This is a genomic window from Streptomyces pyxinicus (assembly GCF_024753135.1).
Classification (GTDB): domain Bacteria; phylum Actinomycetota; class Actinomycetes; order Streptomycetales; family Streptomycetaceae; genus Streptomyces; species Streptomyces pyxinicus.
Window position 1 is genome coordinate 77,478 of record NZ_JANUGP010000023.1, and the last position, 22,013, is coordinate 99,490.

The 22,013-nt window shown below is 69.4% G+C and carries 16 protein-coding genes and 2 pseudogenes; 11 read left to right on the plus strand and 7 right to left on the minus strand.

What is annotated here, in order from left to right; translation table 11 throughout:
- Positions 1-17: 17 nt before the first annotated feature.
- From NX794_RS25835 to NX794_RS25850, 4 genes and pseudogenes are all read left to right on the plus strand, one after another.
- Entirely contained in the window at positions 18-1,346 is a 1,329-nt protein-coding gene (locus NX794_RS25835; protein WP_258781371.1) for a class I SAM-dependent RNA methyltransferase, read from the plus strand.
- A gap of 374 nt (positions 1,347-1,720) precedes the next feature.
- Entirely contained in the window at positions 1,721-1,915 is a 195-nt protein-coding gene (locus NX794_RS25840; protein WP_030566796.1) for a ribbon-helix-helix protein, CopG family, read from the plus strand.
- On the plus strand, positions 1,912-2,304 hold the full coding sequence (locus NX794_RS25845; RefSeq protein WP_258781372.1) for a type II toxin-antitoxin system death-on-curing family toxin: 393 nt from the start codon (positions 1,912-1,914) through the stop codon (positions 2,302-2,304). The genes NX794_RS25840 and NX794_RS25845 overlap by 4 nt, the downstream gene beginning before the upstream one ends.
- A 339-nt stretch (positions 2,305-2,643) precedes the next feature.
- A pseudogene (locus NX794_RS25850) lies at positions 2,644-3,514 on the plus strand (IS5 family transposase).
- 287 nt (positions 3,515-3,801) lie between these two features.
- Here NX794_RS25850 and NX794_RS25855 read toward each other — a convergent pair.
- From NX794_RS25855 to NX794_RS25875, 5 genes are all read right to left on the minus strand, one after another.
- On the minus strand, positions 3,802-4,014 hold the full coding sequence (locus NX794_RS25855; RefSeq protein WP_258781373.1) for a hypothetical protein: 213 nt from the start codon (positions 4,012-4,014) through the stop codon (positions 3,802-3,804).
- A 235-nt stretch (positions 4,015-4,249) separates the two neighbouring features.
- Entirely contained in the window at positions 4,250-4,378 is a 129-nt protein-coding gene (locus tag NX794_RS25860) for a hypothetical protein (protein WP_258781374.1), read from the minus strand.
- A gap of 129 nt (positions 4,379-4,507) precedes the next feature.
- A complete protein-coding gene (locus tag NX794_RS25865) occupies positions 4,508-4,744 on the minus strand; it encodes a helix-turn-helix domain-containing protein (protein WP_258781428.1) in 237 nt (78 codons plus the stop codon).
- Positions 4,745-4,779: 35 nt separating this feature from the next.
- Positions 4,780-5,547, minus strand: coding sequence for a hypothetical protein (locus tag NX794_RS25870; RefSeq protein WP_258781375.1), 768 nt, complete (start codon positions 5,545-5,547; stop codon positions 4,780-4,782).
- A gap of 304 nt (positions 5,548-5,851) precedes the next feature.
- Positions 5,852-6,010, minus strand: coding sequence for a hypothetical protein (locus NX794_RS25875; RefSeq protein WP_157854403.1), 159 nt, complete (start codon positions 6,008-6,010; stop codon positions 5,852-5,854).
- A gap of 245 nt (positions 6,011-6,255) precedes the next feature.
- On the opposite strand from NX794_RS25875, the gene NX794_RS25880 reads away from it, so the two are divergent.
- Positions 6,256-9,015 carry an AfsR/SARP family transcriptional regulator gene (locus NX794_RS25880; protein WP_258781378.1) on the plus strand — a complete coding sequence of 920 codons (2,760 nt, stop codon included), beginning with the start codon at positions 6,256-6,258 and terminating at the stop codon, positions 9,013-9,015.
- A gap of 30 nt (positions 9,016-9,045) precedes the next feature.
- Here NX794_RS25880 and NX794_RS25885 read toward each other — a convergent pair whose 3' ends face one another.
- Positions 9,046-9,948: a serine/threonine protein kinase gene (locus NX794_RS25885; protein WP_258781380.1), complete on the minus strand. Its 903-nt coding sequence runs from the start codon at positions 9,946-9,948 to the stop codon at positions 9,046-9,048.
- Positions 9,949-10,278: 330 nt separating this feature from the next.
- Between NX794_RS25885 and NX794_RS25890 the strand changes: the two genes are divergently transcribed.
- Genes NX794_RS25890 through NX794_RS25905 form a run of 4 tightly spaced genes read left to right on the plus strand, consistent with a single transcriptional unit; the run spans position 10,279 to position 18,970 of the window.
- On the plus strand, positions 10,279-11,550 hold the full coding sequence (locus NX794_RS25890) for a PD-(D/E)XK nuclease family protein (protein WP_258781382.1): 1,272 nt from the start codon (positions 10,279-10,281) through the stop codon (positions 11,548-11,550).
- Positions 11,547-12,692, plus strand: coding sequence for a pPIWI_RE_Y domain-containing protein (locus tag NX794_RS25895; RefSeq protein ID WP_258781384.1), 1,146 nt, complete (start codon positions 11,547-11,549; stop codon positions 12,690-12,692). Before NX794_RS25890 ends, NX794_RS25895 begins: the two co-directional genes overlap by 4 nt.
- Positions 12,685-16,194 (plus strand): pPIWI_RE_Z domain-containing protein, encoded by a 3,510-nt coding sequence (locus NX794_RS25900; protein ID WP_258781386.1) that lies wholly within the window; start codon positions 12,685-12,687, stop codon positions 16,192-16,194. Before NX794_RS25895 ends, NX794_RS25900 begins: the two co-directional genes overlap by 8 nt.
- 31 nt (positions 16,195-16,225) lie before the next feature.
- Positions 16,226-18,970, plus strand: a complete 2,745-nt coding sequence (locus NX794_RS25905) for a pPIWI_RE module domain-containing protein (protein WP_258781388.1) — start codon at positions 16,226-16,228, stop codon at positions 18,968-18,970.
- 957 nt (positions 18,971-19,927) lie between these two features.
- Here the strand turns inward: NX794_RS25905 and NX794_RS25915 are convergent.
- Positions 19,928-20,440, minus strand: a complete 513-nt coding sequence (locus NX794_RS25915) for a hypothetical protein (RefSeq protein ID WP_258781389.1) — start codon at positions 20,438-20,440, stop codon at positions 19,928-19,930.
- A 508-nt stretch (positions 20,441-20,948) separates the two neighbouring features.
- Between NX794_RS25915 and NX794_RS25920 the strand changes: the two genes are divergently transcribed.
- Both NX794_RS25920 and NX794_RS25925 read left to right on the plus strand, forming a co-directional pair.
- Positions 20,949-21,365: an SseB family protein gene (locus tag NX794_RS25920; RefSeq protein WP_258781391.1), complete on the plus strand. Its 417-nt coding sequence runs from the start codon at positions 20,949-20,951 to the stop codon at positions 21,363-21,365.
- Positions 21,362-22,011, plus strand: a pseudogene (locus NX794_RS25925) (hypothetical protein). Before NX794_RS25920 ends, NX794_RS25925 begins: the two are co-directional and overlap by 4 nt.
- Positions 22,012-22,013 lie beyond the last annotated feature (2 nt).

Genomic DNA, 22,013 nt, shown 5'->3' on the forward strand with positions numbered 1-22,013 from the left:
TCTGGAGTCACCCCACCATGCAGGCAGAACCGACGAAGTCTCTGGTGGGCCGGGAGTACGAGGTCGAGGTCGGCCCAGTGGCCCACGGCGGCCACTGCGTCGCCCGCACCGCCGAGGGCCAGGTGCTGTTCGTCCGGCACGCGCTGCCCGGCGAGCGGGTGCTGGCCCGGGTGACCGAGGGCGAGGAGGGCGCCCGCTTCCTGCGCGCGGACGCCGTGGAGATCCTCGACGCGTCCAAGGACCGTATCGAGGCTCCCTGCCCCTTCGCCGGTCCCGGCCGCTGCGGCGGCTGCGACTGGCAGCACGCCAAGCCGGGCGCCCAGCGCCGCCTCAAGGGCGAGGTGATCGCCGAGCAGCTCCAGCGGCTCGCGGGCCTCACCCCCGAGGAGGCCGGCTGGGACGGCACGGTGATGCCGGCCGAGGGCGACAAGCTGCCGGCCGGCGAGGTCCCGCAGTGGCGCACGCGCGTGCAGTACGCCGTCGACGCCGAGGGACGCGCGGGCCTGCGCCGGCACCGCTCGCACGAGGTCGAGCGCATCGACCACTGCATGATCGCGGCGGCGGGCGTCAGCGAGCTGGGCATCGAGCGCCGGGACTGGACCGGCATGGCGTCCATCGAGGCGATCGCGGCCACGGGCTCCCAGGACCGCCAGGTCATCCTGACCCCGCGGCCGGGCGCCCGCCTGCCGATCGTGGAGCTGGACCGCCCCGTCTCCGTCCTGCGCGTCGGCGAGAAGGACGGCGGCGTCCACCGTGTGCACGGCCGCCCCTTCGTCCGCGAACGCGCCGACGACCGCACCTACCGCGTCGGCAACGGCGGCTTCTGGCAGGTCCACCCGAAGGCGGCCGACACCCTGGTGAAGGCGGTCATGCAGGGCCTCCTCCCGCGCAAGGGCGAGATGGCCCTCGACCTCTACTGCGGCGTCGGCCTCTTCGCCGGCGCCCTCGCCGACCGCCTCGGCGAACAGGGCGCGGTTCTCGGCATCGAGTCCGGCAAACGGGCGGTCGAGGACGCGCGCCACAACCTGGCCGGCTTCCCGCGCGTCCGCGTCGAACAGGGCAAGGTCGAGTCCGTCCTGCCGCGCACCGGCATCACCGAGGTCGACCTCATCGTCCTCGACCCCCCACGCGCCGGCGCCGGCCGCGCCACGGTCACCCACCTCACCTCCCTGAACGCCCGCCGCATCGCGTACGTCGCCTGCGATCCCGCTGCGCTGGCCCGGGACCTGGGGTACTTCCGGGAGGGGGGGTATCGGGTGCGGGTGCTTCGGGCGTTCGATCTGTTTCCGATGACGCATCATGTGGAGTGCGTGGCGATCCTTGAGCCTGCCGAGAAGGGCCTTTGACCTGCCGTTTTGCATTTCGGTGGTTAGCTCGACCTGTTTTCGCTCGCGGAATGCGTCGACTGAGGTTCGCTTGTGCAGAACGCTCTGAGCTGCAGGTTCAAGGGTCGGCGTGGGTCTCGCGGCGACGTGGCGATGCGCAATGCAGAATCTTTGACGCTCGGATGACGCTCGAATATCGGAAGCCTCAACCTCTCACCTGTCCGGCCCTGGGCCGCAGACCGGGGCCGTCGGCGCGGGGCAAGGACTCCCTCGTTGCACGCACCTCGGAACCGAGACCGCGGCCCGACCGGACACGAAGGACGGCGTCGTGGTCCGAGGTCTTGAGTGGCTGGTATCGTCTCGTCACTCAGATACCAGTCCGGTATCATTCCGGTATGGCGATGACACTCCGACTCCCCGAAGACCTTGACGCGAAGCTCACCGAGCGGGCTCGTCGGGAGGGTCGCAGTAAGCAGGAACTTGCCATCGAGGCCATCCGTGACGCCCAGCACCGGGCCGAGCTGAAGGTCGATGACGTCCTGGCCGAGCTGATGGACAGTGATGCGGAGATCCTGGACTACCTGAAGTGACCCAAGTGCGCTACATCCATATCGACGAGATCGTGGCCATCGCTCGCACGGTCAACGATACCGAGCACAGCGTGCGTGACATGGGGCTTTTGGTGTCAGCGATCGAACGGCCCCGGACGAACGTGTTCGGGGCCGAGCTGTATCCCACGCTGCACGAGAAGGCGGCGGCACTGTTGCACTCCGTCGCTCGCAATCACGCGCTGATCGACGGCAACAAGCGCACCGCCTGGCTTGCCATGCGTGTCTTCCTGCGGTTCAACGGCGTCAGCGCCAGTACCGCTCCGCCACCCGTCTCCGTGGCTGGCCCGTTCGTCGAGGAAGTCGCGCAGGACAACGTCGATGTACCGGCTATTGCCAAGCGCCTGTCGGCCTGGTTCCCCGTTTCCTGACGTTCGACGTCGTGGGTACGGGACGGAATGAGGTTCTGGGAGCGGTGCTGGCTCCTGGCAGTCCGCCGGGGACTGACCCGTTCGTTCAGCGGGTGGATTCGTATGCTTAGAGGTCGTTTTCATCTTTGATGTGTGCTTTGCTCTGATCTTTTCGGCCGTGGGTTGGCGTCTCGGTGGGTGTGGTGGAGCGGTTGTGGCGCATGCGCCGGACGGGGTGACGGCTGGGGTGGGGTGCGCCTTGCGCCCGTCTCATCCCAAGCCGCCCGTCGCGTGGTGGTGCTCCCGCCGATCTCGGTTCACGCCTGGGCGCACGCCCCTGGCCGACGGTACGTCCAGGTCATGGCTGAACGTCGTCCGTATCCGAGTGATCTGTTCGATGCCCGCCGGGAGCTGATCGAGCCGGTACTCAGTGCCTGGCGGGCCGAGCGGCGCCGGTATGCGCTGAACATCGGCCGCCCGCCGGAGCATGACCTGCGCGAGATCATGAACGCCCTCCTGTACGTGGATCGCACCGGGGTGCAGTGGCGCTACCTGCCGCACGACTTTCCGCCCTTTCAGACCTGCTACGGCTACTTCGCCAAGTGGCAGAAGGATGGTGTGTTCGCCCAGCTCACCGGGGTTTTACGGCGGCTGTTACGGCAGTGGGAGGGCAAGGAGGCGGAGCCGTCCGCGTGTGTGATCGACGCCCAGAGCGTGAAGACCTCCACCAGTGTGCCGGCCGCCGGGCAGGGCACGGACGCTGCGAAGAAGATCGTGGGCCGCAAGCGGAGCATCGTCACCGACACCTTGGGCCTGCTGCTCGCGGTGCTGGTCACGGCCGCGAGCGTGCAGGACTCCGTCGCCGGCACCCACCTGGTCGACCAGGTCGCCGCGGCCCATCCCACCATCCGCAAGGTCTGGGTCGACGGCGGCTACCGCCAGCACCTCGTTGAGCACGCCGCCCAGCTCGGCATCGACATGGAAATCATTCAACCGAAACCCCGGTACCAGAGGCTTCACTCCGCTGCCCAAGCGCTGGACCGTGGAGCGCACGTACGGATGGCTGATGTTCCACCGCCGTCTGGCCCGCGACTACGAGACCTTGCCCGCCCGCTCCGAAGCCATGATCCACCTCGCCATGACCGACCTGATTGCCCGCCGCCTCACCGGCGAAGCCACCATCTCCTGGCGCGACCCGACACCACGGGATCAAACGCCAATTCCGGGATGAAACATCGGGAGAAAACGACCTCTTAGGGGAGACAAGGTGCCGGAGGAATGGATACCGGCTCTCGTGGCGGACTTTGGGTCCGAGTGCAGGGAGCGTCTGCGGGTCAGCGACACGGAGGCGTCCATCAGCCTGCCGGTGGCGAAGCTGGTGGAAGCATTCGGGGCGCGCTGGAAGCTGAGTCCTCGCCTTCATCCGGGTGCGTCTGGACTACGCGGTGGAGACATCGGGGCGCATCACCGGCTTCCTGGAACTGAAGGCGCCAGGGCACGACGTCATGCCCGACGGCTTCACGAAGCGGACCGGGAGCAGTGGGAGGTGATGCGCGGACCGCGGTGGCCCGGTACCAGTCCGGTTCCTGCGGGCACAACTCGGGCGCGCAGGTGCGCCCGGACGAGGGCTCGTGCGGCGGTGACGAGGTCGGGGTTCCCGTCGGTGACCTCGGCAGAGTCGAAGGCCGGGATGCCGCCCAGTCCGTGCTCCGCGTCGTCGAAGTTGTCCAACCTGGTCTTCGGTGCGGGAGACGCCGTGTAGGCGTCGCTTCCCCAGTCCTGTCGGTCGGAGAAGATTGGGTGGGTGCCAGTCCTTCGTGCCCACGACGACGAGGACCTTCGGGGTCATCCCCTCGAAGGCGGTCGTGGCGAGCGGTGCGTAGGGCTGGGCCGCCGGGCCGTTCAGATCCGCGCCCCGGCCGGGCACGGTGATCATGACGCGGGCGCCGAAGCATGCGTCGACGGCTCACCGGCAGGTTCGGGGTTGACGGGCGTGCTCGCCGTAGCTCGGGTCGGTGATCGCCGGCGGGTTCACGAACTGGCTGACGTGCGCGGGCTGTCGGCCGCCGAACCGCTCGGCGAAGAAGGAGGGCATCCTTTCGCCCTCCGATTGCCGAACAGCCCTGGAGAACCGTGCGGCGTACGTCGGCGGCGAACGGCTGTCGTAGGAGGCAGGGCCGTGCGGCTCCGTGGCCGATGCCACGGAGCCGCACGGTGGTTACCGTCAGAAGCCGACGCTCGGATCGTCCGTGTCCTCTTCCGGGTCCATGCTGTACAGCGGGCGGTCCTCGATCCCCAGGGCGCGCATCAGCTCGTTGGTCGGAATCCTGTACCTACGTCCGACGCGGAGGACGGGGCAGGGGAACTCGTGCTCGCGGATCAGCCGGTACGCGGTCGTCGAGCCGATTCCGAGTGCTCGGGCCGCCGTGCGCAGGTCCACTGCGACGGGCAGGTCGAACATCTCCGTGAAACTGAGGCGGCCTTCTGCCGGGTCCTTCACCCTCGCCTCCCCGCAGGGCGGACCGGCCGGGTATCCGCGCGGCGCCCGGGCCGTCGCCTCTTCCCGGGGCTGTGACCCGCCGAACGGTCCTGCGACCCGTCGTCGGTGTCGATGAAGATTCCCTGTCGGCGCAGATGCTCCGGGCGCACCCGGAAACGCAGCGGTGCGCACAGCCCGTCCGGGCCGTCCGGACGGTCGACCCGTACGTCCAGGCTCTCCGCCGCCGGAGCGCCCGCCTCCTCGCCGGACGCAGTGAGAGCGTGCTCCTCGGTGATGCGTTCGATCTGGGGGGAGGGAAGCTCCCGCAGCCCTTCCCGGGCGAGATGCCACGCCCTGGCGCGCGCCGCGTGCAGCAGGGAGGAGCCGGTGAGACAGCTCGCGCCGTCCCGATCCGCCAGCTTCTCCAGGAGAGCCAGGACCATCTCGGCCTCCACGTCCGACCGGTCGGCCCGCAGGCGCGTGCAGACCCGGTGGACCGTCCCGGTCAACCGGGGCAGGGCCAGCCAGATCGCCAGGAGTTTCCCCGTGCTGTCCGGAGTCAGGTCGCTCTGCGCCGTGCGGATGACCTCTTTCCAGACCGCGGTGGCGAACTGCGGGTCGGAGCCGGGGCCGTACAAGGCCTCGTGCGTCTCGGCGGCGGTCAGCCGGACCGGATCAGCCTCGTCGGCGTCCGTGGGGACGAGCACGAAGACCGCGTCACTGGTCCGGGGATCGTCGAAGTGCCGCCTCACCGAGGCGAACGCACTGCTGTGCGGTGGATACATCAGGAAATGTCCTCTCTTCGGACTGCGGAAACCTGAGTCCGGAGGTGCTGGAGATACCGAGATGCTGGACGAGGTGGGTCCTGTGGTGGGGACGTACCGCCTCATATCCGCGTCAAGCGGAGACGAGTCCCACCAGCCTCACTTTGATGCGTGAGCATGCGGTAGTGGTCTTCTCGACCAGGTGTCGCCGCCTTTGACCACGAGCGTGTGAGAAGCGCGGCAGCCAGGCCGTGAGTTCGTCGGTGACGAAGTTCGCGAGGCTGGTGGGTGCCCGTACAGGACGGGCACCCACGATCTGTTGCGCTCAGGCGGTCTCGGAGGACGAGGTGTCCGGCGCCTCGGTGGGCGGGGTCGCCGGGGTGGTGTCCTCGGTCCGGACGGCCGCCCGCCGGCGGCGGCTCGGCGGCCAGTCGGGGGACTGGCGCAGACGGGCTGCCCGGCGGTTGCGCTGACGGCTGTTCATCGGGTTCGCGGTTCCTCTCTGATGAGTCGATAGATAACTAAGCCGCCGTTTCGTGCTTCTGCGAGCGGCTGGTGCCATCGTGCCCGGGGGTGAAGCGGGGCCGCAGAGCGAAAACTGAGGGATAACTGAGTCCCCGGGGGGCGTGAAGAAGCAAGCGCGTGTGAAGCGGCACAGCCCTGCGCACAGATGAAGGAGCGCCTACGAGGGGCCGGATCACCGACTGCGGCGCGGTGAGGGGGAGGGCGATGGAGGGGTACGTGCTGGGCCCGGTGCGAGCCGAAGGGGATGGCGGCAAGAGGGTGGTCGAAGGGTCGAAGGTGGCGGCCCTGTTCGCGCTCCTGGTGACCTCGCCAGACTGCCGATGTAAGAGGAAGGACATAGCCGAAGTCCTCTGGGAGGGCGTCGAGGACGCCGGCGATCTGGTTAACCGCGTCGTCGCCGACCTGCGGAAGCGGCTGGGCCAGGAGTCCGTGCCCCATAGCGGCAAGTCGGGTTACTGCACGCTCCGCGTACCGGTGGGAGACGTCGACCTGCTCCGTTTTCGCGAAAAGGTGAAGCAGGCTGAGGGACTGACCTGCAAAGCGCAGTTCGAGCTGCTCGGCGCGGCCTTGGAGGAGTGGGACGGCGAGGACGAACCGCTGCACGGACTGTCCGAGACCGGCTTCCACTTGCGTCGGGAGGCGCTACGGGCCGAGTTGATGGCCGCCGTGTACGCGCGGCTGGACGCAGCCCACAAGTCCATGGAGGTCAAATGGCTGCGCGAGGAGACGGAGAAATGGTTCGAGCGCGCGCCGGAACTGCCCAAGATCTTCGGGTTCTACCTGCTCGCCCACGCAGACCTGCCGGAGTCCCGACGTGAGCGGCTCATCAAGAAGTGGGAGAAGCGCAACGGAAAAGCGGATGTCGAGCTACAGAGCGCCATTGACCAGGTCCGGGGAGAGGGCCGCCGGCCGGGCGGGGTGCTCCTGCCCCCCGTTCCCGACCAGTTGCCCGGCGGCAGGCGCAAGCCGATCGGGCAGGACGAGCTGATCGGCGACCTCTTCGAGGCCGTGTGCGAGGAACAGGATGCCGGCAATCTGGCGCTGGTCCTGATCAGCGGCATGGCGGGCGTCGGGAAGACCACGGTGGCCGAGAACCTCGCCGGTCGGCTGCGAGAGCGGTTTCCCGACGGGGTGCTGCGCGGCGAACTGAACGGATTCGCCGACGGAGACGTGCGGCCCACCGAACCGGACGAGATCCTGGACGGCTTTCTGGCCGCGCTGCCGCCCTACACCACGGTGACCGGAACGGAGAGCAAGAGCAACGCGCTGCGGTCGGCACTGGCCCACCGGTCGGTGCTCATCGTCCTCGACGACGCGCTCAGCGCCCAGCAGGTGCTGCCGCTGCTTCCCGGAGACGGTACCTGCGCCGTGATCGTCACCAGTCGTAACGACCTCTTGCGGCTGCAGTCCGAGAGAAAGGTGCAGTTCCGCAAGATGGAGCCGCTGCACGAGGCGGACGCGCTGGAGGTGCTCCAGGAGAAGGTGTCGGCCGAGGACCGGGCCAAGCACGCCGTGCCCTTCAGCAAGCTGGTCCACCTCTGCGGTCGGCTGCCGTTGGCCCTCGTGGTGGTGGCCCGGCTCCTGGAGGTCGGTGCGCGTCCGCTGCACACCCTCCCTGCCCTGGTGCGGGAGATGGAGAAGGAGCTGGAGCGGGCGAAGCTGGACACCCTGGACCTGCCCGAGCACGAACTGTCGGTCCGCGCCGCGCTCAACTGCTCTGTGCGCGTGCTGAATGAGGAAGCCCGGCTGCTGCTGTGGCAGCTCGCCCTCCACCCCGGGCCCAGCGCTTCCTGGGAGGCGGTGATGGATCTGGGACGGGCAGTGGACGAAGGGACGCGTAGCGACCGGGCCCTGATGGACCTCGTGGCGGCGAACCTGGTGGAACATCACGGCGACCGCTACGGGCTGCACGACCTCGTGCGGGCCTTCGCCCTTCGGCACGTGCGGCCGGTGTCGGACGGAGAGAACGCGGAGATCGAGCGGGCGACCGTACGGCAGGTGCTGGAACACCAACTGCACAACATCCGAGCCTGCGACCGGGTACTCGACCGCGAACGCACCTTGCCCACCGGCGAGCCCGGAGCGGTCAAAGTCACCGACCCCGCGGACCTCGCGGAGGCGATGGCGTTCGTGGACGAGGAGTACACCACCGTCCAGCGAGGCATTCGCTTGGCGATCAATCGGCGTATCGACCGGTACGTGTGGCTGCTTCCGATGGCCCTGGTCATCTACCAGTGGCGCCGTCGCCTGCTCGATGATGCGCGGCAGAACCTCCGGGACGCCGCCGAGGCGGCGGAAACCGTCGCCGGCCCGGTCGATTGCGCCATGGTCTACCGGTCGCTGGCAGGGACCCACTGGCGGCTCGGTGAGTACGACTTGGCTGTGGGCAACCTGCGCAGGGCCGTCCGGCTCAGCGAGGAGGACCGCAGCACGGAAGGCCGGCTGAGCCTGGCCCGTACGCTGCACCGGCTCGGACTCACCCTGCGCAAGCAGGGCGACCGGACGGGAGCGGAGGAAGCGCTCGGCCGCGCGCTGGAGTTGTGCCGGGAGGTGTCCGACCGGGTCGGGGAGGCGGCTGTTCTGAACGTCCTCGGCGCGATCGACCTCGACCGGGGCGAGCACGAGCAGGCGCTCCGTCGGTGCGCCGACGCCCTGGGCGTGGTGGAGCGCACGACGGAGCGCAGCGGCCTGGCCGATGTGTTGTTCACCCTGGCCAAGGTGCACCTGGCCCGTTCCGAACGGGACGAGGCCATCACCCTGTACCGGCAGGCCTCCGACATCTACCGCGAACAGGAGAACTGGCCCAACGAGGACAAGGTACGGATGCTCTTCGCTGATGTCCTGGTGTCCGCCGGCGACACCGACGCGGCGGTGCGGGAGCTGGAGAGGGTCATCGTGCTGCGTGAGCTGATGGACGGTGAGGGGGTGCGGGAGGTCCGAGAGCGGCTGGAAGGGCTGAGGTGACCCGCCCGGTCGGCAGCCGTCGACTCACCGTCAAAGCCGGGGCGGATGCGTGCGGTAGTACTCGGTCGGGTCCGGGCGCAGGGGCTTCGATGGCCGTTGCGAGCCGAGCCGGGGTAGGTAGCAGCGGAGCCGATCGAACACTTCACGGACATCCGCGGGGCGCTCCGCCGCCTTCCACCGGACCATCCACAGCGCCAGGGAGGCGAACTCCGGGGGTAGTTTGGCGAGCCGGTCGGCCGGCAGCACCGGGGTGCCCTCTTCTGCCCGCTCGTTCTGTCCGCCGTAGGGCAGGCACATCACGGTCATCTCCAGCAGGATGCAGCCGAGTGCGAAGATGTCCGCTTGCCGCGTCAGACCTGACGGGCACGCGTCGGACTGCTCGGGGGAGGCCCAGCCGCGCGTGCCGCGTGCGTATTCCGTCTCCTGATCCGCCACGACCGCGTGGCCCATGTCAATGAGCCGGAGACGGCCGTCCGGCTGCACGATGACGTTCTCGGGCTTGAGATCGCAGTGCACCAGATTCCGGTCGTGGACTTCTGCCAGAATTTGGCACAGTTGGCCGATGACGGCCGCAACGGTCCCAGGATCCTTAACGGGCAGGGCCGCCGACAGGACTTTCTGCAGTTGGTGCCCTTCGACGAATTCCATGACCAGGCACCGGCGTCGCCGGTGTGTCCCCGTGGCGATGACTTCGGGAATCGCCTGGATTCCCGTCAGCATCATCATGCGTGATCCCTCTTTGAGGAGTTCATCGCCGGCCCAGTGGAAATCGCTCTCGGGTCCGAGGTCCCGGGCCTTCTGAAGCTTCAACGCTACCTTCTGCCCGCTGTTGCGGTCACGCCCGAGGAAAAGGTCGCCTTGGCCGCCGTCGCCGACCATGTCCAGCACTTCGTAGCGCCTCTCCACATCGCCGACCTCCTCGATCTCCCTCACGGCCATCCACCTTTCCTCCGTACGGAAATGGAGCATGAAATGTCACAGCCATGGCTGCCCCCCGACGGGGTGACCCGCACGTCCGACGTCATCACGGTATCCGCCGGAATGTTCAAGGGGGGAGAGTTCCGATGCCCCGCCGCTGACGCTCTCAAGACCCGCGGTTACCACACCACCGACCCCGTACCGCGCCGCCGTGAGCGGTTGGAGCACTTCGCCCTGGGCCCCTTCATGGCTGCCTGCGACATCCGTTCGGGGCCTGCCGGCCACCCGCCCCGGACACGTACCGGGCCCTTGCACGACGGTCTGCGGACCTGGTCGGAGCACGGCGTGACGTTGTACGAGGCGGCCTTCCCCCTCGACCCGGCACGCCCCCTGCACGAGGTGCCCGAGCCGTGGACGTACCGCTACCGGCCGTCCGGTCCCGACCCGCGCGACGCCCAGGAGTACCGCCTCACCGTGTGGGGCCGCTGCCTGGCCTCCCCCGACGGGGCCTACCGCGAGCTTCGTCTGCCCGTGCACCGCCTGCGGGACCTGCCGCCCGACGGGTTCACCGCGGCCGTCGCTCTAGTGCTGGCCGAGGGCGCCCCCGGACCACCGCCGGAGTACGTACGGATCGTAGAGTTCGCGCTCTTCGACGGCCGTACGCGGGAACTCTTCGCGGGAAGCCGGGAAGAGGCGCGCGCCCGGTACCGCGAACACGGCCCCGCTGCCCTGGCCGGCGTACTGGACGGACGGGAATACCGCCCGGGGTCCGCCTGTGGCGGATGCCCCTACCTGTCGGTGTGCCCGGCCCTGCGCACAGCGCCCGGACTGCTGGGCATCGAGGCGCACGGCCGGCCCCGCCGCACCTGGTCGGTCACCAACGGGCGGGCCTACCGAGCCTGCCCGGCGCGTGACCACATGCGCCGGCTGCACCTGCCCACGGCGGACTCCGTCGAACGCGAGGTGACGGCCGAGCGCGGCCGGGCGCTGCACGCCTACCTCGCCGAACGGCACGCCCACGGATCGCCTCGGCCCTGCACGGTCGAGGTCCCCGAGGAGTGGGTACCGGAGGGATTCGACCTGCCCGCACCCGAACGCGCACTCGGCGTCATGCTGTTGCGGCGGCACGCCGCGGTCTGTCCGCTGCGGTACGTCGGGGACGGTACGGATGTGCGGACCGAGCCCCGGGTGGTGCGGCACGACACAGCCGCCGACGTGGTGGTCCTGGCCGCGCCCGACCTGCTCTACCGGGATGCCGGGTCATGGGTGTGGCGCGAGACCAAGACCTCCGTCACCGATCGGCGGTCCGACCGCCCCCTGCTGGAGCGTTATCCGCAGTTGGCCCTGGCCGTCGTGCTGATCGCCCGCGGTGACCTGGGCGGTGATCCGTTCCGCGCGCGGGTCGAGCTGGAGGTGCTGCGCCCCGACGGCGCCGACCTGGAGATCATCGATCCCTTCGCCCCGGCCAATCGGGTCACCGCCGAGACGGTACTGCGGGCGATGGTGGCCGACTGGCACGGGGACGACCAGTACACGGCCCGGCCCGGACGCTCCTGCGAGCGGTGCGAAGTGGCCCGCTGGTGCACGGCGTCATCCGTCAGCGAGGCCGCGGCATGAGGGCGGGGCCGGCCGGCCGGGCCGATCGGTCGGACGCCGGCGAGGTGCCCGAGGGCGTGGGCAGCGACCTCTTCGGTGAACTCGCCCGCATGGTGGTGGCTCTCTCCGAGGTCCAAGGGCTCCGCTCCTTCGCCCTGCCCTATCCCGCCCTCGCCCAGCGGGCGCTGGATCACACGGTGATGCGCTGCCTCGATGCGGGGGAGGTGGCGCCGAGGAGCCTTCCGGAGCTGTGGGAGTGGTGCCGGACCAGGCCGTCCGACGACCCACTCTTCGCGGTCCCCTCCTCCCTGGTCTCGCCGGGCACCACGCTGGTGCACCGGGTCGGCCGGATGCCGACCCGGTCGTGTCTCGAGGTGGCCTCGCACGGACTGGACGGAGGCGTGGCGGCACACGCCCGCGCGCTCCTCGGGGACCTGCACGCGCGGAGTGGATCGGAGGAGCGCTACCGGCAGTGCCGGGCGTTCCTGGCGCGCCACCCGGTCGTCCACCAGCAGGACCGCTTCGCGCCGGGTTGGAACAGGGCGGTCTGGAGCCGGGTCAAGAGCCTCTACGGTCCGTTGCCCGAGTTCCTGCTCGTCGACGGAGACTTCCTGTACTGCCCCTCGTGCAGGCTCCCCGCGCTGCCCCGGAACAGTGCCGTGCCCGTACCCGGACCGTCCGGCTCCGGCACGGAAGTCTGGTGCGAGGGGGAAGACTGCCCGCGCGACGCCCCTCCGCGGCTCATCCGTGAGCCGGACCAGGCGTGGATCCTGCAGCGCTCGCTGCGGTGGTACCTCGTACTGCCGCACCGCACCGACGAAGCCGCCCGGGAGGCACTGGAGCGCGCCGGAGTCGCGTACGAGACCCTGCCCGGTCTTCTGCCCGCCTACCGGCTCAGGGACACCGGCCCCCGCATCGTGGACATCCAGGTGTACGACCGCCTGCAGCCGGCGCTCCTCGCAGCCCACCTCACCGACCACACACCCCTCGCGGACCGCACCCTCGTCGTGGTCCCCGACGCGCTCGCCGGACGGGACGGCTACCGGCAGGCCTTCACCGACGCCCTTCCCGCGCTCCTGCAGGACCGGCTGGTGCTCACCACCCCCATGGACCTCGTGCCCGACCTGGGACAGGCCCGGCGAGAGGAGAAGGACGATGCGTAGCATCACCCCGCCCTTGACCGACGTGTTCAACGCGCTCAAAGCTTTCTTGGGGTCTTCCGTGCCCCAGCCCGCGCTGGAAGCCCTCTGCCAGGTCGAACTCGGCCTGTACCTCCAGCAGAAGATGATGCCGGGCAGCCCCGCGGGCAGCGCCTGGGTGCTGTTCAGCGGGTACGGGTTCGCCGAGGCGCACCGGGCACCGCTGTCATCCGATGCGGCGAAGACCCTGCGTATCGCCAGGTACTCGCTGTGGACGCTGCGCCGGAGCCGTACCTGGCTAGAGGCGCTGGACACCTACCAGAGGTTCGACCCCAGGGCGCGCGCCTACGACGTACCGGACACCGAGACACCCGCTGCCCGCCGCGACCTCTCCGTCGCCGGCGACCGCTTCTCCGTCTACGAGCAACTGCTGCGTGCCGCACCGCCGCTGGCGGGCAGGCGCCTGCCGGTCGCGGGTCAGGGCCCGCACGCCTTCCCCGTCAGTCGCACCATGGCCGTCGTCGACCTGCCACCGGTCCCCCGCATCCCCCTCGTCGCCCACGACATGGACCTGGAACCGGCCGGCGGCGGCGAGCCCTTGATCTTCACCAGCGAGGACCTGGAGCGCACGGCGGCGGAGATGGACGCCCAACACGCTCGCTTTGGCAAGGGCCGGGCACCACGGTGGCTGGAGCGGCTACGGTCGTTCGACCTGTCCACCAAGGAGAACGGAACCTTCCACAAGGCGAGGAAGGACGAGGACTTCGCCTTCACGGTCGATGGCATCCAGCACCTGCTCGGCATCGTCGGCGCCGGCAAGAGCACACTGCGCGACATCATCGCCGTCTATCTCGCCAAGCTAGGCAAGCGCACCACCATCGTCGTCACCGATGTCGCGGAGGTGCTGAAGCTCGTCCGGCTCTACGACCTCTACACCGACGGCGCCGCCGCACCCGTGCTCGGCTCCTCGGGCCGTGAGCGGCACGCCCAGCGGTTGCACCGTCGGCTGGCGGGCCGGGGCGAGCACCGACTGCTCGCCCACGACGACCCCGCCTTCACCTACCTCGGCACGTCCTGCCTGCTCAACGTCAGACGGCAGGGCGCCACGTCGACGACCGAACCACTCACCTACGGTGAGGCACCCTGCTCCCGGCTCCGACCCCCCTCGGCCCTGCGGCGTGACCCGAGCGACAGACGGCACTCCGCGTGGCAGAAGAGGGTGACGAGCTGCCCGTACTGGTCCGCCTGTCCCCGTCACCACGGAGCTCGGACCCTGGTCGGCGCCCTGATCTGGGTGGCCACGCCGGCCGGGCTGATCGACGCCTCGCCGCCCCGCCCTCAGAACGGCGAGCGCATCCGCTTCCTCGAACTCGCCTGCCGCCGCAGTGACCTCGTGATCATCGACGAGGCCGACCGTGTCCAGATGCAGCTCGACCAGACCTTCGCACCCGCCGTGGTCCTCGCCAGCGACGAGGACAAGGGCCTCATCGACCAGCTGAGCCGACACAAGATCCGGGAACTCGCGGCCGGCGGACGCACCCAGCTCTCCGAACGGGACGTCGAGACCTTCGCCGCCGCCCTCAACACCGCAGGCGCGGCCACCGACCGGCTGTACGCGATGCTCGTCGCCGGGTACGAGCTGCGCAAGTGGGTGCGAACGGGCTACTTCAGCGCCTGGACGCTCCAGCTGGGGCTCCTCGACGAACGCTACGAACTCCCCGACGACAGCGGTCCGGACCACCCTCATCACGCCCCCCGCCAGGCTCTCGGGAAACTGCTCGACGCGTTCCGGGACAACCCCTTCGGTGACCGTCACCGCAGGACGGAGGAGGACTTCGGCCGGCTGACCGCCCTCCTCAACGAACTGCTCCACACCGGCAACCCGGAGAACACCCGGCGCCGTCTCACCGAGGTCATGGACGAGGTCTTCGCCATCGACCCGAAGTACATGGCTGCCCGGCAGCGGAAGTACCAAGAGGCGTACGACAAGTGGCGGCGCGAGAAGGAGGAACAGGAGAAGAAGCGCGGACGCCGCAGGAAGCCCAAGCCTCCGCCCCAGACTCCCGAGGAATGGCGGAAGCAACTCGCGGAGCGCTTCGAGTTCACACTGTTGCTCAGCGCCCTGGAACCACGCCTCGCCATGATCAACGCCATGTGGCCCCGCGTCGAGGCCGCCCTCAGCCTGGGCTTCAACACGATGTACCGCCGGCCGCTCGACTACGGCCCGATGGTGCCCGAGGCCCCGATGGGCAATGTGCTCGGCTTCCAGTTCCGGGTCCCGGGTGAGGACAAGGGCGGAGTCCGCAGCGGCGAACTGACCTTCTTCCGGTGCAGCGGCGTCGGACGTGAGCTGCTGCGCGCCATCCCCGATCTCACCTCCGTAGACGGCAGGCCCGGTGCCCATTTGCTGCTCATGTCGGGCAGCAGCTGGGCGGGCGCGTCCAGCCGCTACCACGTCTGCGTCCCGGTCGGCGTGGTCATCGAACCGCCGGCCGAGGTGACCGAACGCATCGCCAACGAGAGTTCTATGCGCTTCGAGTTCATCGACGACGGCGACGAGAAACTGCGCATGTCGGGAACCCACCCGGACGACCGCCCGGAGAAGCTGCGCCGCATCGCGTGCCATCTAGGTGAGGGCGGAGACGAGTACCAGGTCACTGAAGGTGGTCCGCTCCAGCAGGAGTTGCTCTCTCTTCCTCCAGGGCGCGACCAGATCCTTCTGCTCGTCGGCAGCTACGCCGAGGCACGTGTGGTGGCCGACACACTGCACAACCTCAACGTCCGCTGGCGCAACAAGGTGCTGTGCCTGGTGTCGGACGACGAGGAGATCACCGCGGAGGACGAGGCGCCGTCCGCCTACCACGCCCGATCACTGCGCCGGGGCGATGTCGAGCACCTGAAGGACCTCGAGGCGGACATCCTGGTGGCGCCCCTGCTCGCGCTGGAACGCGGCCACAACATCCTCAACGAGGACGACGAGGCGGCCATCGGCACGGTCTACTTCCTGGCACGGCCCCATCCGCACCCAGAGGACCTCCACCTGGCCGTCAACGCCGTCAACGACTGGGTCGTCCGCGCCGTCACCGGTGGTGACTTCGCCACCCTGGTGCAGGGAAACCCCACCGTCGAGGAAGGAGCGGAGGAGTTCCGCCGCCTCGCCCGTTCGTACTGGTACCAGGTACTCGCCCGTTCGATGGCGTGGAGCCGTCTCGACGACGATGTACGGGAACAGGTCACCTGGGACATGCTGGTCCTGTTGTGGCAGGTGATCGGGCGACTGGTACGCGGTGGCGTACCGGCCCGGGTGGTCTTCGTCGACGCCGCCTTCGCCCCCAACCGCGGCGCCGTACCGGCGCGGCCCGACACCCCCGAATCCAGTCTGCTGCACAGCGTCCTCGCCGTCCTGGACCCGTATTTCGACGGCGGCACGATGACCGCGGAGGAGCAGTTCATCGTCCGCGCCCTGTACGCGCCGCTGCGCAGCATGCTCACCCGCCTGCTCGCCGCCGTACCCGCCCACCCGTAAGCGCCGAACCCCTGTCCCAGGAGGTAATTCCGTGTACCACCACATTCGCGTCGCGGCCTACGAACCCGACCCGCTCCACGGACCCTGGCGGGAGGAGATGAAAGTGCTGCGGCTCGGCGAGGACCTGCACGCCGAGCTCACCGGGATGCATGCCGAGGCGGACAAGAACTCCGTCCACCCCCACCGGCTCCCCGTGCGCAGGCTCAACTCCCTGCTCCAGGCGATGGCGCCAGGCGTCATCGCGACCGGCCGCAACGCCGGGACGGATGGCCGTCTGCCGTGGCTCTACGCGCGGGAAGCCGTCCCGCCGGACGTGCTGGCCCCGGTGGTAGGAGCTTGGGCGGCGGGCATGCACCGGGAGGACGACGACTCGGAGGGCGCCGATCTCGAGGAGAGGCTCCGCTCCGGTGACCCGGCCGAGACGGTACGTCTGCCCCATTGGGAGACGGAACCGGTCGACCTCGCCGAGAGCGTGCTCTCGGCGGGCGGAACCGCCGAACCCGCTGCGCGGCTTTACAGCCTGCTGCCCGAGTGGATCGCCTTCCGGCTGGCCGCCCGGACGTTCCGCACGGGCGGCACCACACTCCACTTCCGCGTCGAGAGCTCGGGTGACGGCGCGCGACTTGTCTCCTGGCCGCCTCAGCGATACGAGCGCCGACGGCAGACCTGGTACTACTCGGCCTGCCTCACCATCACCGTCCACACCGTGCCGTTCGCCCCGCGGTTCCGCGTCCATGTGTCCACCCAGGTACGCCGGTGGGCCACCCGACTGGATGTACGCCCCCATCAGCTCGGCGGTACGACCGTCCTGCTCGACGCTCCACTGCCGTGGCCGGAAGGGCCGGACCGGGGCCACCGGCTGATGGTGAACACGCTGGGCTACGACCGGCGGTCGAAGGAACTGGCCTGGCGCCGGCACAGCCCCGCACCGCTCGTGCCCGAGCTGGACATCGTGCGCAACTACCCCCGGCCCGAAGCGCTCTTCTCCGACCCCGAACGCTGGATCAACGGTTCCGGAGACGTGGCCGCCGGCATCGTCTACCACCCGTCGATCGGCCCGCACGAGGTCGGACCCGGGCTGATGCCACGGGAGCGGGCGGATCTGGACGCCTGGGTCGAGGAAGGGCTGCGCCCTGTGCTGACCCGGGTCCCCGACCTCACGCGCGTCTCCCGGAGCAACACGCCCTCCCTGCTGCCCCGTTCCGGCGCCGGACGCGTCCCGGGCGTCCGCGACGCCCATCTGGCTCTGCAACGGCGGGCGGCGCTGACACGCGCACTGAACGGCCGCCCCCTGGAGATCGACGTCTTCTGGCAGTCCCCGGAAACCCGTGCGGCGCTGCTCGCCGAGCTGCCCAAGCTCATTGGTCTTCCCGCTGGGCAGCAAGTGCCGTCGGCCGACGGGGAGACCTGGCAGTGGCAGTGCGAGGGGGCCGACATTCGTGTCCGGGCCCGGCCCGCAGGACCCTTGGCCGACGCCCTGCCGACCACCCGAGCCCGCGGGCGCCTCAGGGCCGTCCGGCTGGCCGAGGCCATCGAAGGGCGCTGCGGGCTCGTGGCGGACCGGGCGGACCCGCTCCTCGGCGGGGCCGGAGTCGTGATCACGGAGATCGCCGGCAAGGAGCGCTTCGCCGCCGTCCCGGACTCCGACCCCAAGCACGCGCTGCGCATCGCCTGGGCACGGCAGGGACGGCTGACCCAGTTCGTGAACTCGCCCGACGACACCGACAGCGCTCTGGAACACCGGGCCAGGTGGACCTGGCTGGACGCCTTCCGGCAACTGGGCGCGATCAGCCCGCCCGCCCATCGGGTGGGAGCCGGCATTCCGGGCGACCTTCAGTACGCGGCGCTCTGGCTCGTACGCCACACCAGGAAGGGGCCCACGCGATGCCCCGTCCACCGGCTGGTGGCGGTGCGGGTGCGCCCTGGGGACGGACCGGGCGTCATCGAGGGGTGGGACGCAGAACGAGCCGAATGGGTGCCGTATCCGAAGCTGTTGCTGATGCTCTCCCAGGCACGGGAACCGGCGGCGAGCGGCGGGAAGGAGATCGGCACGGGGAAGCTCGTCGATGACTCGGCAGCCCCGGGAGGATCCCGGCCCGCTGCCCGCCCGGGTGTGGTCGAGCAGGACAGGCAGCGGGAGACCGAGCGGCAGATCCGGGCACTGCTCTTCCAGCTTCGCGACCGCCCGACGCTGCTGCTGGCGGACGCCGGCAATCTGCGCCAGTGCTGGCCTGACCTGCGCAACGGCGCACTGGACCGCGACATGCTCGGCTTCGGGGCCGAACCCGCCCAGCGGCACACGCTCTACGGCCACGACCTGCGGGTGCTGCTCGTACGGGACGCCAATGCCCGGGGTGAAGTGGCGGAGTGGTACGCCCACGACACCGAGGACGGGGTCGGCTTCGCCGAGGGTGTGTGGGGGACGGCGGATACGGAGGGCCGTGTCTTCACGAGTACGGCCTCGAAGCCGCACACGGTGGCGAAACTGCCGAAGGGGCTCATGAAGCTGGTGCCCACGGCACAGGGCCGGACAGCGCCCGGGAAGACCGCGTGGAACCCCGGGCAACTGGAGATCACCGTGCTCGGCTGTCTGTCGGAGAAGGCGTTGACGGACTCGGAGCGTGCGGGTGACCCGCCCGACCGGCCGGCGGAGTGGGCGACGCTCGCGCACCAGCTGCGTTATCACGACGACTACCCGCCGCTCGCCCGGCCTCTCCCGCTGCACTGGGCGCGTCTCGCCGGTGAGTACGTGCTTCCGGTGGCCGGAACGAAGTAAGCGGGGAGTACTTCATCCGCTTCCTGAGCGAGGTGCCGCCTGCATGGGGCGGCCCAAACGATCGACGCTGCGAAGAATCGATGCTTCCCTCGTGTGGGTGCCGAAGCCTGCACCTGACCACGGTGGACGACGTCTGGTGCACTCCTTGCTGGGGTCACTAGGCGTTATTGTTTTCTCCGCCATGACGCTCTTCGCGCCTGGTGGCTCCAAGGCGAAGACGAGAGAGTTCACCTGACCTGCGGTTTTCTCTGAGCCCACCCGGGTGACACGCTTCCTATGACGCATCATGGGGAGTGCGTGGCGATCCTGGAGCCTGCGGAGAAGGGCGTCTGACCTCGTCCGCGATCTGCTGGGCCACCGGTACGGGGCGCGGTGCCGCCCGGCAGGTCTGGCGTGCTTCCGCGGCCTGCTTGGCTGTTCCGTTACCGTCGGTTGGCCACGAGCGTGAGCGTTCGGATCGGCTGAGGCTCAGACGTGGCGGGGGCGGCGGAGATCGTGGAAGAACGCGGTGATGTCGTCGGCGAGCAGGGCGGGTTCCTCGTGGGCGGCGAAGTGTCCGCCCCGGGGCATGTGCGTGTGGCGCGTGAGCCGGTAGGTGCGTTCGGCCCAGCTTCCCTCGGTTGTATGCGGGTGTCATGCCCGACCGAGTCTGCGCAGGTCAGCGCGTGCCGCGGATGGTGGCCACGGCACCGGTGACACCGACGCCGTAAGACGCAGAAGCCGCGATCAGGTGAACCCGGGCCTGGACGCGCCGCTTGGGGCGCCTGCCGCACGTTGGCACGCGCAGCTACATGGAGAGGAGCATGCTGTGCCGACGTGGCGGGACGAGCCCGGAGCCAAGCGGTGGCGGCGAGCCGAGGACGCGAAGGATCAACTTCGCCGAGGAGATGCTGTTCGATCCGACGAACCAGTCACCTGCCGACTGACCCGCGGTGGGTCCACTCCAGAAGATCAGCCTCAGTCCTCATGGGGGTTTTCGGAACTGTCTTCGTTCGCTCCAGCGATCTTGCCGCCGACGAATACCACGCCCAGTCCGATGGCGGCTGCACCGGCGGCTGCCACCACCTTCATCCCCGCCCCCAGGAACTGCTTGCTCTCGCTGTCCTTCTCGAATACCCGCCCCACGTTTCGTTCGAGGCGGTCGTGGAGGGACTCCCGCTGTGCCTCGCTGAGGTCGTCCCGGCCGAGGTCGGCCTGCAGAGCGTCCCGCTGGTCCTGCGACGCCTTGTAGAAGTGGTTCTGACTGTTCTCGTTGGCTGCGAGAGTGGACTTGTGGGCCTCTGTGACCGCATCGATATGGGCGTTGCCCAGGTCCTTGAAGGCGGGGAACTGCTCGATGAGCTTGAGCCGCGCCTCGGTGGCCATCTCGGGCATCGCTGCCGCGAACTTGAGCACCTTGTCCTTGGACAGGTTCCGCCAGTTCGGGATACCCAACTTCCGTTTGACAGCTGCTTCGTTCACGTCGCCCATTCCCTGACTCCGCTCGTCGTCCCGTGAGGCACCGTGGATAGTAGCGGTGCCCACCGACAAGCCTCGGCACGACCGCAGAAGTCAGCTCATCTCCGAGGGCCGGTCGAGGCCGAGTGCCGGGACCGGCCGCAGGCCGAATCCGCAGATCCCCATCCCGGCGAACGAGGCATGGTCCCGGTCCAGCATGTTCGAGTCCCGTGCCGACCGACGCGGGGCCGTGACGCTCTGGGCGTCCGGCGGCTTTCATCCGGGATCCAAGAGCAGCTCTGACCTGCTGCTTTCCTGCTTGCGTCCAGGCCGACATCTTTCCGATGACGCATCATGTGGAGTGCCTGGCGATGCTGGAGCCGGTCGCGAAGAGCGCCTGACCCGCGCCCTCGGCTGCGAGGGTGACCGCCGCTGTCTGTGGCCGCGCGTTCCCGTCGGCTCACGAGGTCCCGAGAACCATCCCCTGGTCGCACGCGTCCCTCCCTAGGGTTCCGTTGGCAACCATGACCAGGGAGGCACCGTGCGGCAGTCGGATGCGGCGCTCGCCGAGCGCATCGCCGAGCGGAGGGCGGGAGGCGACGATCCCCGCGCTCTGGTCGGGGAGATGCGGCGTTCGGTTCTGCTGGTGCCGGTGGTCGATGGAGGACTGTGGTCGGTGCGCGCGGGTGGGGTGCGGTGGGTCTGCGGGTTCACCGACGAGGCCGCGCTGGCCCGGTTCGCCCTGCACCACGGGTCGGCGGAGCAATCCGTGGAGTACGCGGCTCTGCTGGGCGCGCGCATCGTCGACGAGATCGTGCCCGCCCTGGGCGAGCCCGGCGGTCTCGCTGTCGACATCGCCACCGAGGACGGGGCGATGTTGTTTCCGCCGGTCGCCGGCGTCGTCCCGGACGAGGTCGCCGTCGATGCCGGGCGGTCGGGGCGGGGGGTGCGGTGGTGAGCGGTGACGGAAAGGATCTTCAGCTCGACAAGGACTCCGTCGACAAGTTCACGCAGGGTCTGGGAACGACCATCGACCAACTCGGTGACCTTGGCGGTGCCACCGGTTCGGTGATGGGAAAGGGGTTCTCGGAGCTGGCGATGACGGGCATGGAGGCCGGGCACCACGGCCTCTCGGTCGACTTCGAGGACTTCTGCGAACGCTGGGAGTGGGGCGTGCGCGCCCTGGTCCGGGACGCCGGCGAGATCGCGAATCGGCTCGGTCTGGCGGCAGGCACCGTGTGGGAAGAGGACCAATACGTCGGGGGCTCGCTGAAAGTGGCCGTCAACGCCGTGTTCGGCGGGAATCCGCACGCCAGTGAGGAGGAGGTCGCGAAGCAGGACTGGGGTGACGTCTTCACCCCGGACTACCTGCACCCCGACTGGAGCGCCGAGTCGTTCGAGAAGTCTGGGCACGACATGGCGCAGACCTGGAAGGACACCGGCCGCAGCCTTCTGACCGAGGCCGGGGCGGGAGGCAGTCGCAATTGCTCAACCAGGCGTTCGGTGTCTCCGACGATCAGTGGAACCAGGCGCTGGACCACACCTTCGGACCGTCGCCCGAGGACCGTGCACAGCGACAACAGGGTGAGCCCGGGGAGAACTGACA

Bases quoted from the DNA above. Each gene is read 5' to 3' on its own strand.
- NX794_RS25895 (WP_258781384.1), top strand. From the start codon at position 11,547: ATGAGGGCGGGGCCGGCCGGCCGGGCCGATCGGTCGGACGCCGGCGAG.
- NX794_RS25840 (WP_030566796.1), top strand. From the start codon at position 1,721: ATGGCGATGACACTCCGACTCCCCGAAGACCTTGACGCGAAGCTCACC.
- NX794_RS25875 (WP_157854403.1), bottom strand. From the start codon at position 6,010: ATGAACAGCCGTCAGCGCAACCGCCGGGCAGCCCGTCTGCGCCAGTCC.
- NX794_RS25865 (WP_258781428.1), bottom strand. From the start codon at position 4,744: ATGTTCGACCTGCCCGTCGCAGTGGACCTGCGCACGGCGGCCCGAGCA.
- NX794_RS25860 (WP_258781374.1), bottom strand. From the start codon at position 4,378: ATGCCCTCCTTCTTCGCCGAGCGGTTCGGCGGCCGACAGCCCGCGCAC.
- NX794_RS25835 (WP_258781371.1), top strand. From the start codon at position 18: ATGCAGGCAGAACCGACGAAGTCTCTGGTGGGCCGGGAGTACGAGGTC.
- NX794_RS25870 (WP_258781375.1), bottom strand. From the start codon at position 5,547: ATGTATCCACCGCACAGCAGTGCGTTCGCCTCGGTGAGGCGGCACTTC.
- NX794_RS25900 (WP_258781386.1), top strand. From the start codon at position 12,685: ATGCGTAGCATCACCCCGCCCTTGACCGACGTGTTCAACGCGCTCAAA.
- NX794_RS25880 (WP_258781378.1), top strand. From the start codon at position 6,256: ATGGAGGGGTACGTGCTGGGCCCGGTGCGAGCCGAAGGGGATGGCGGC.
- NX794_RS25915 (WP_258781389.1), bottom strand. From the start codon at position 20,440: ATGGGCGACGTGAACGAAGCAGCTGTCAAACGGAAGTTGGGTATCCCG.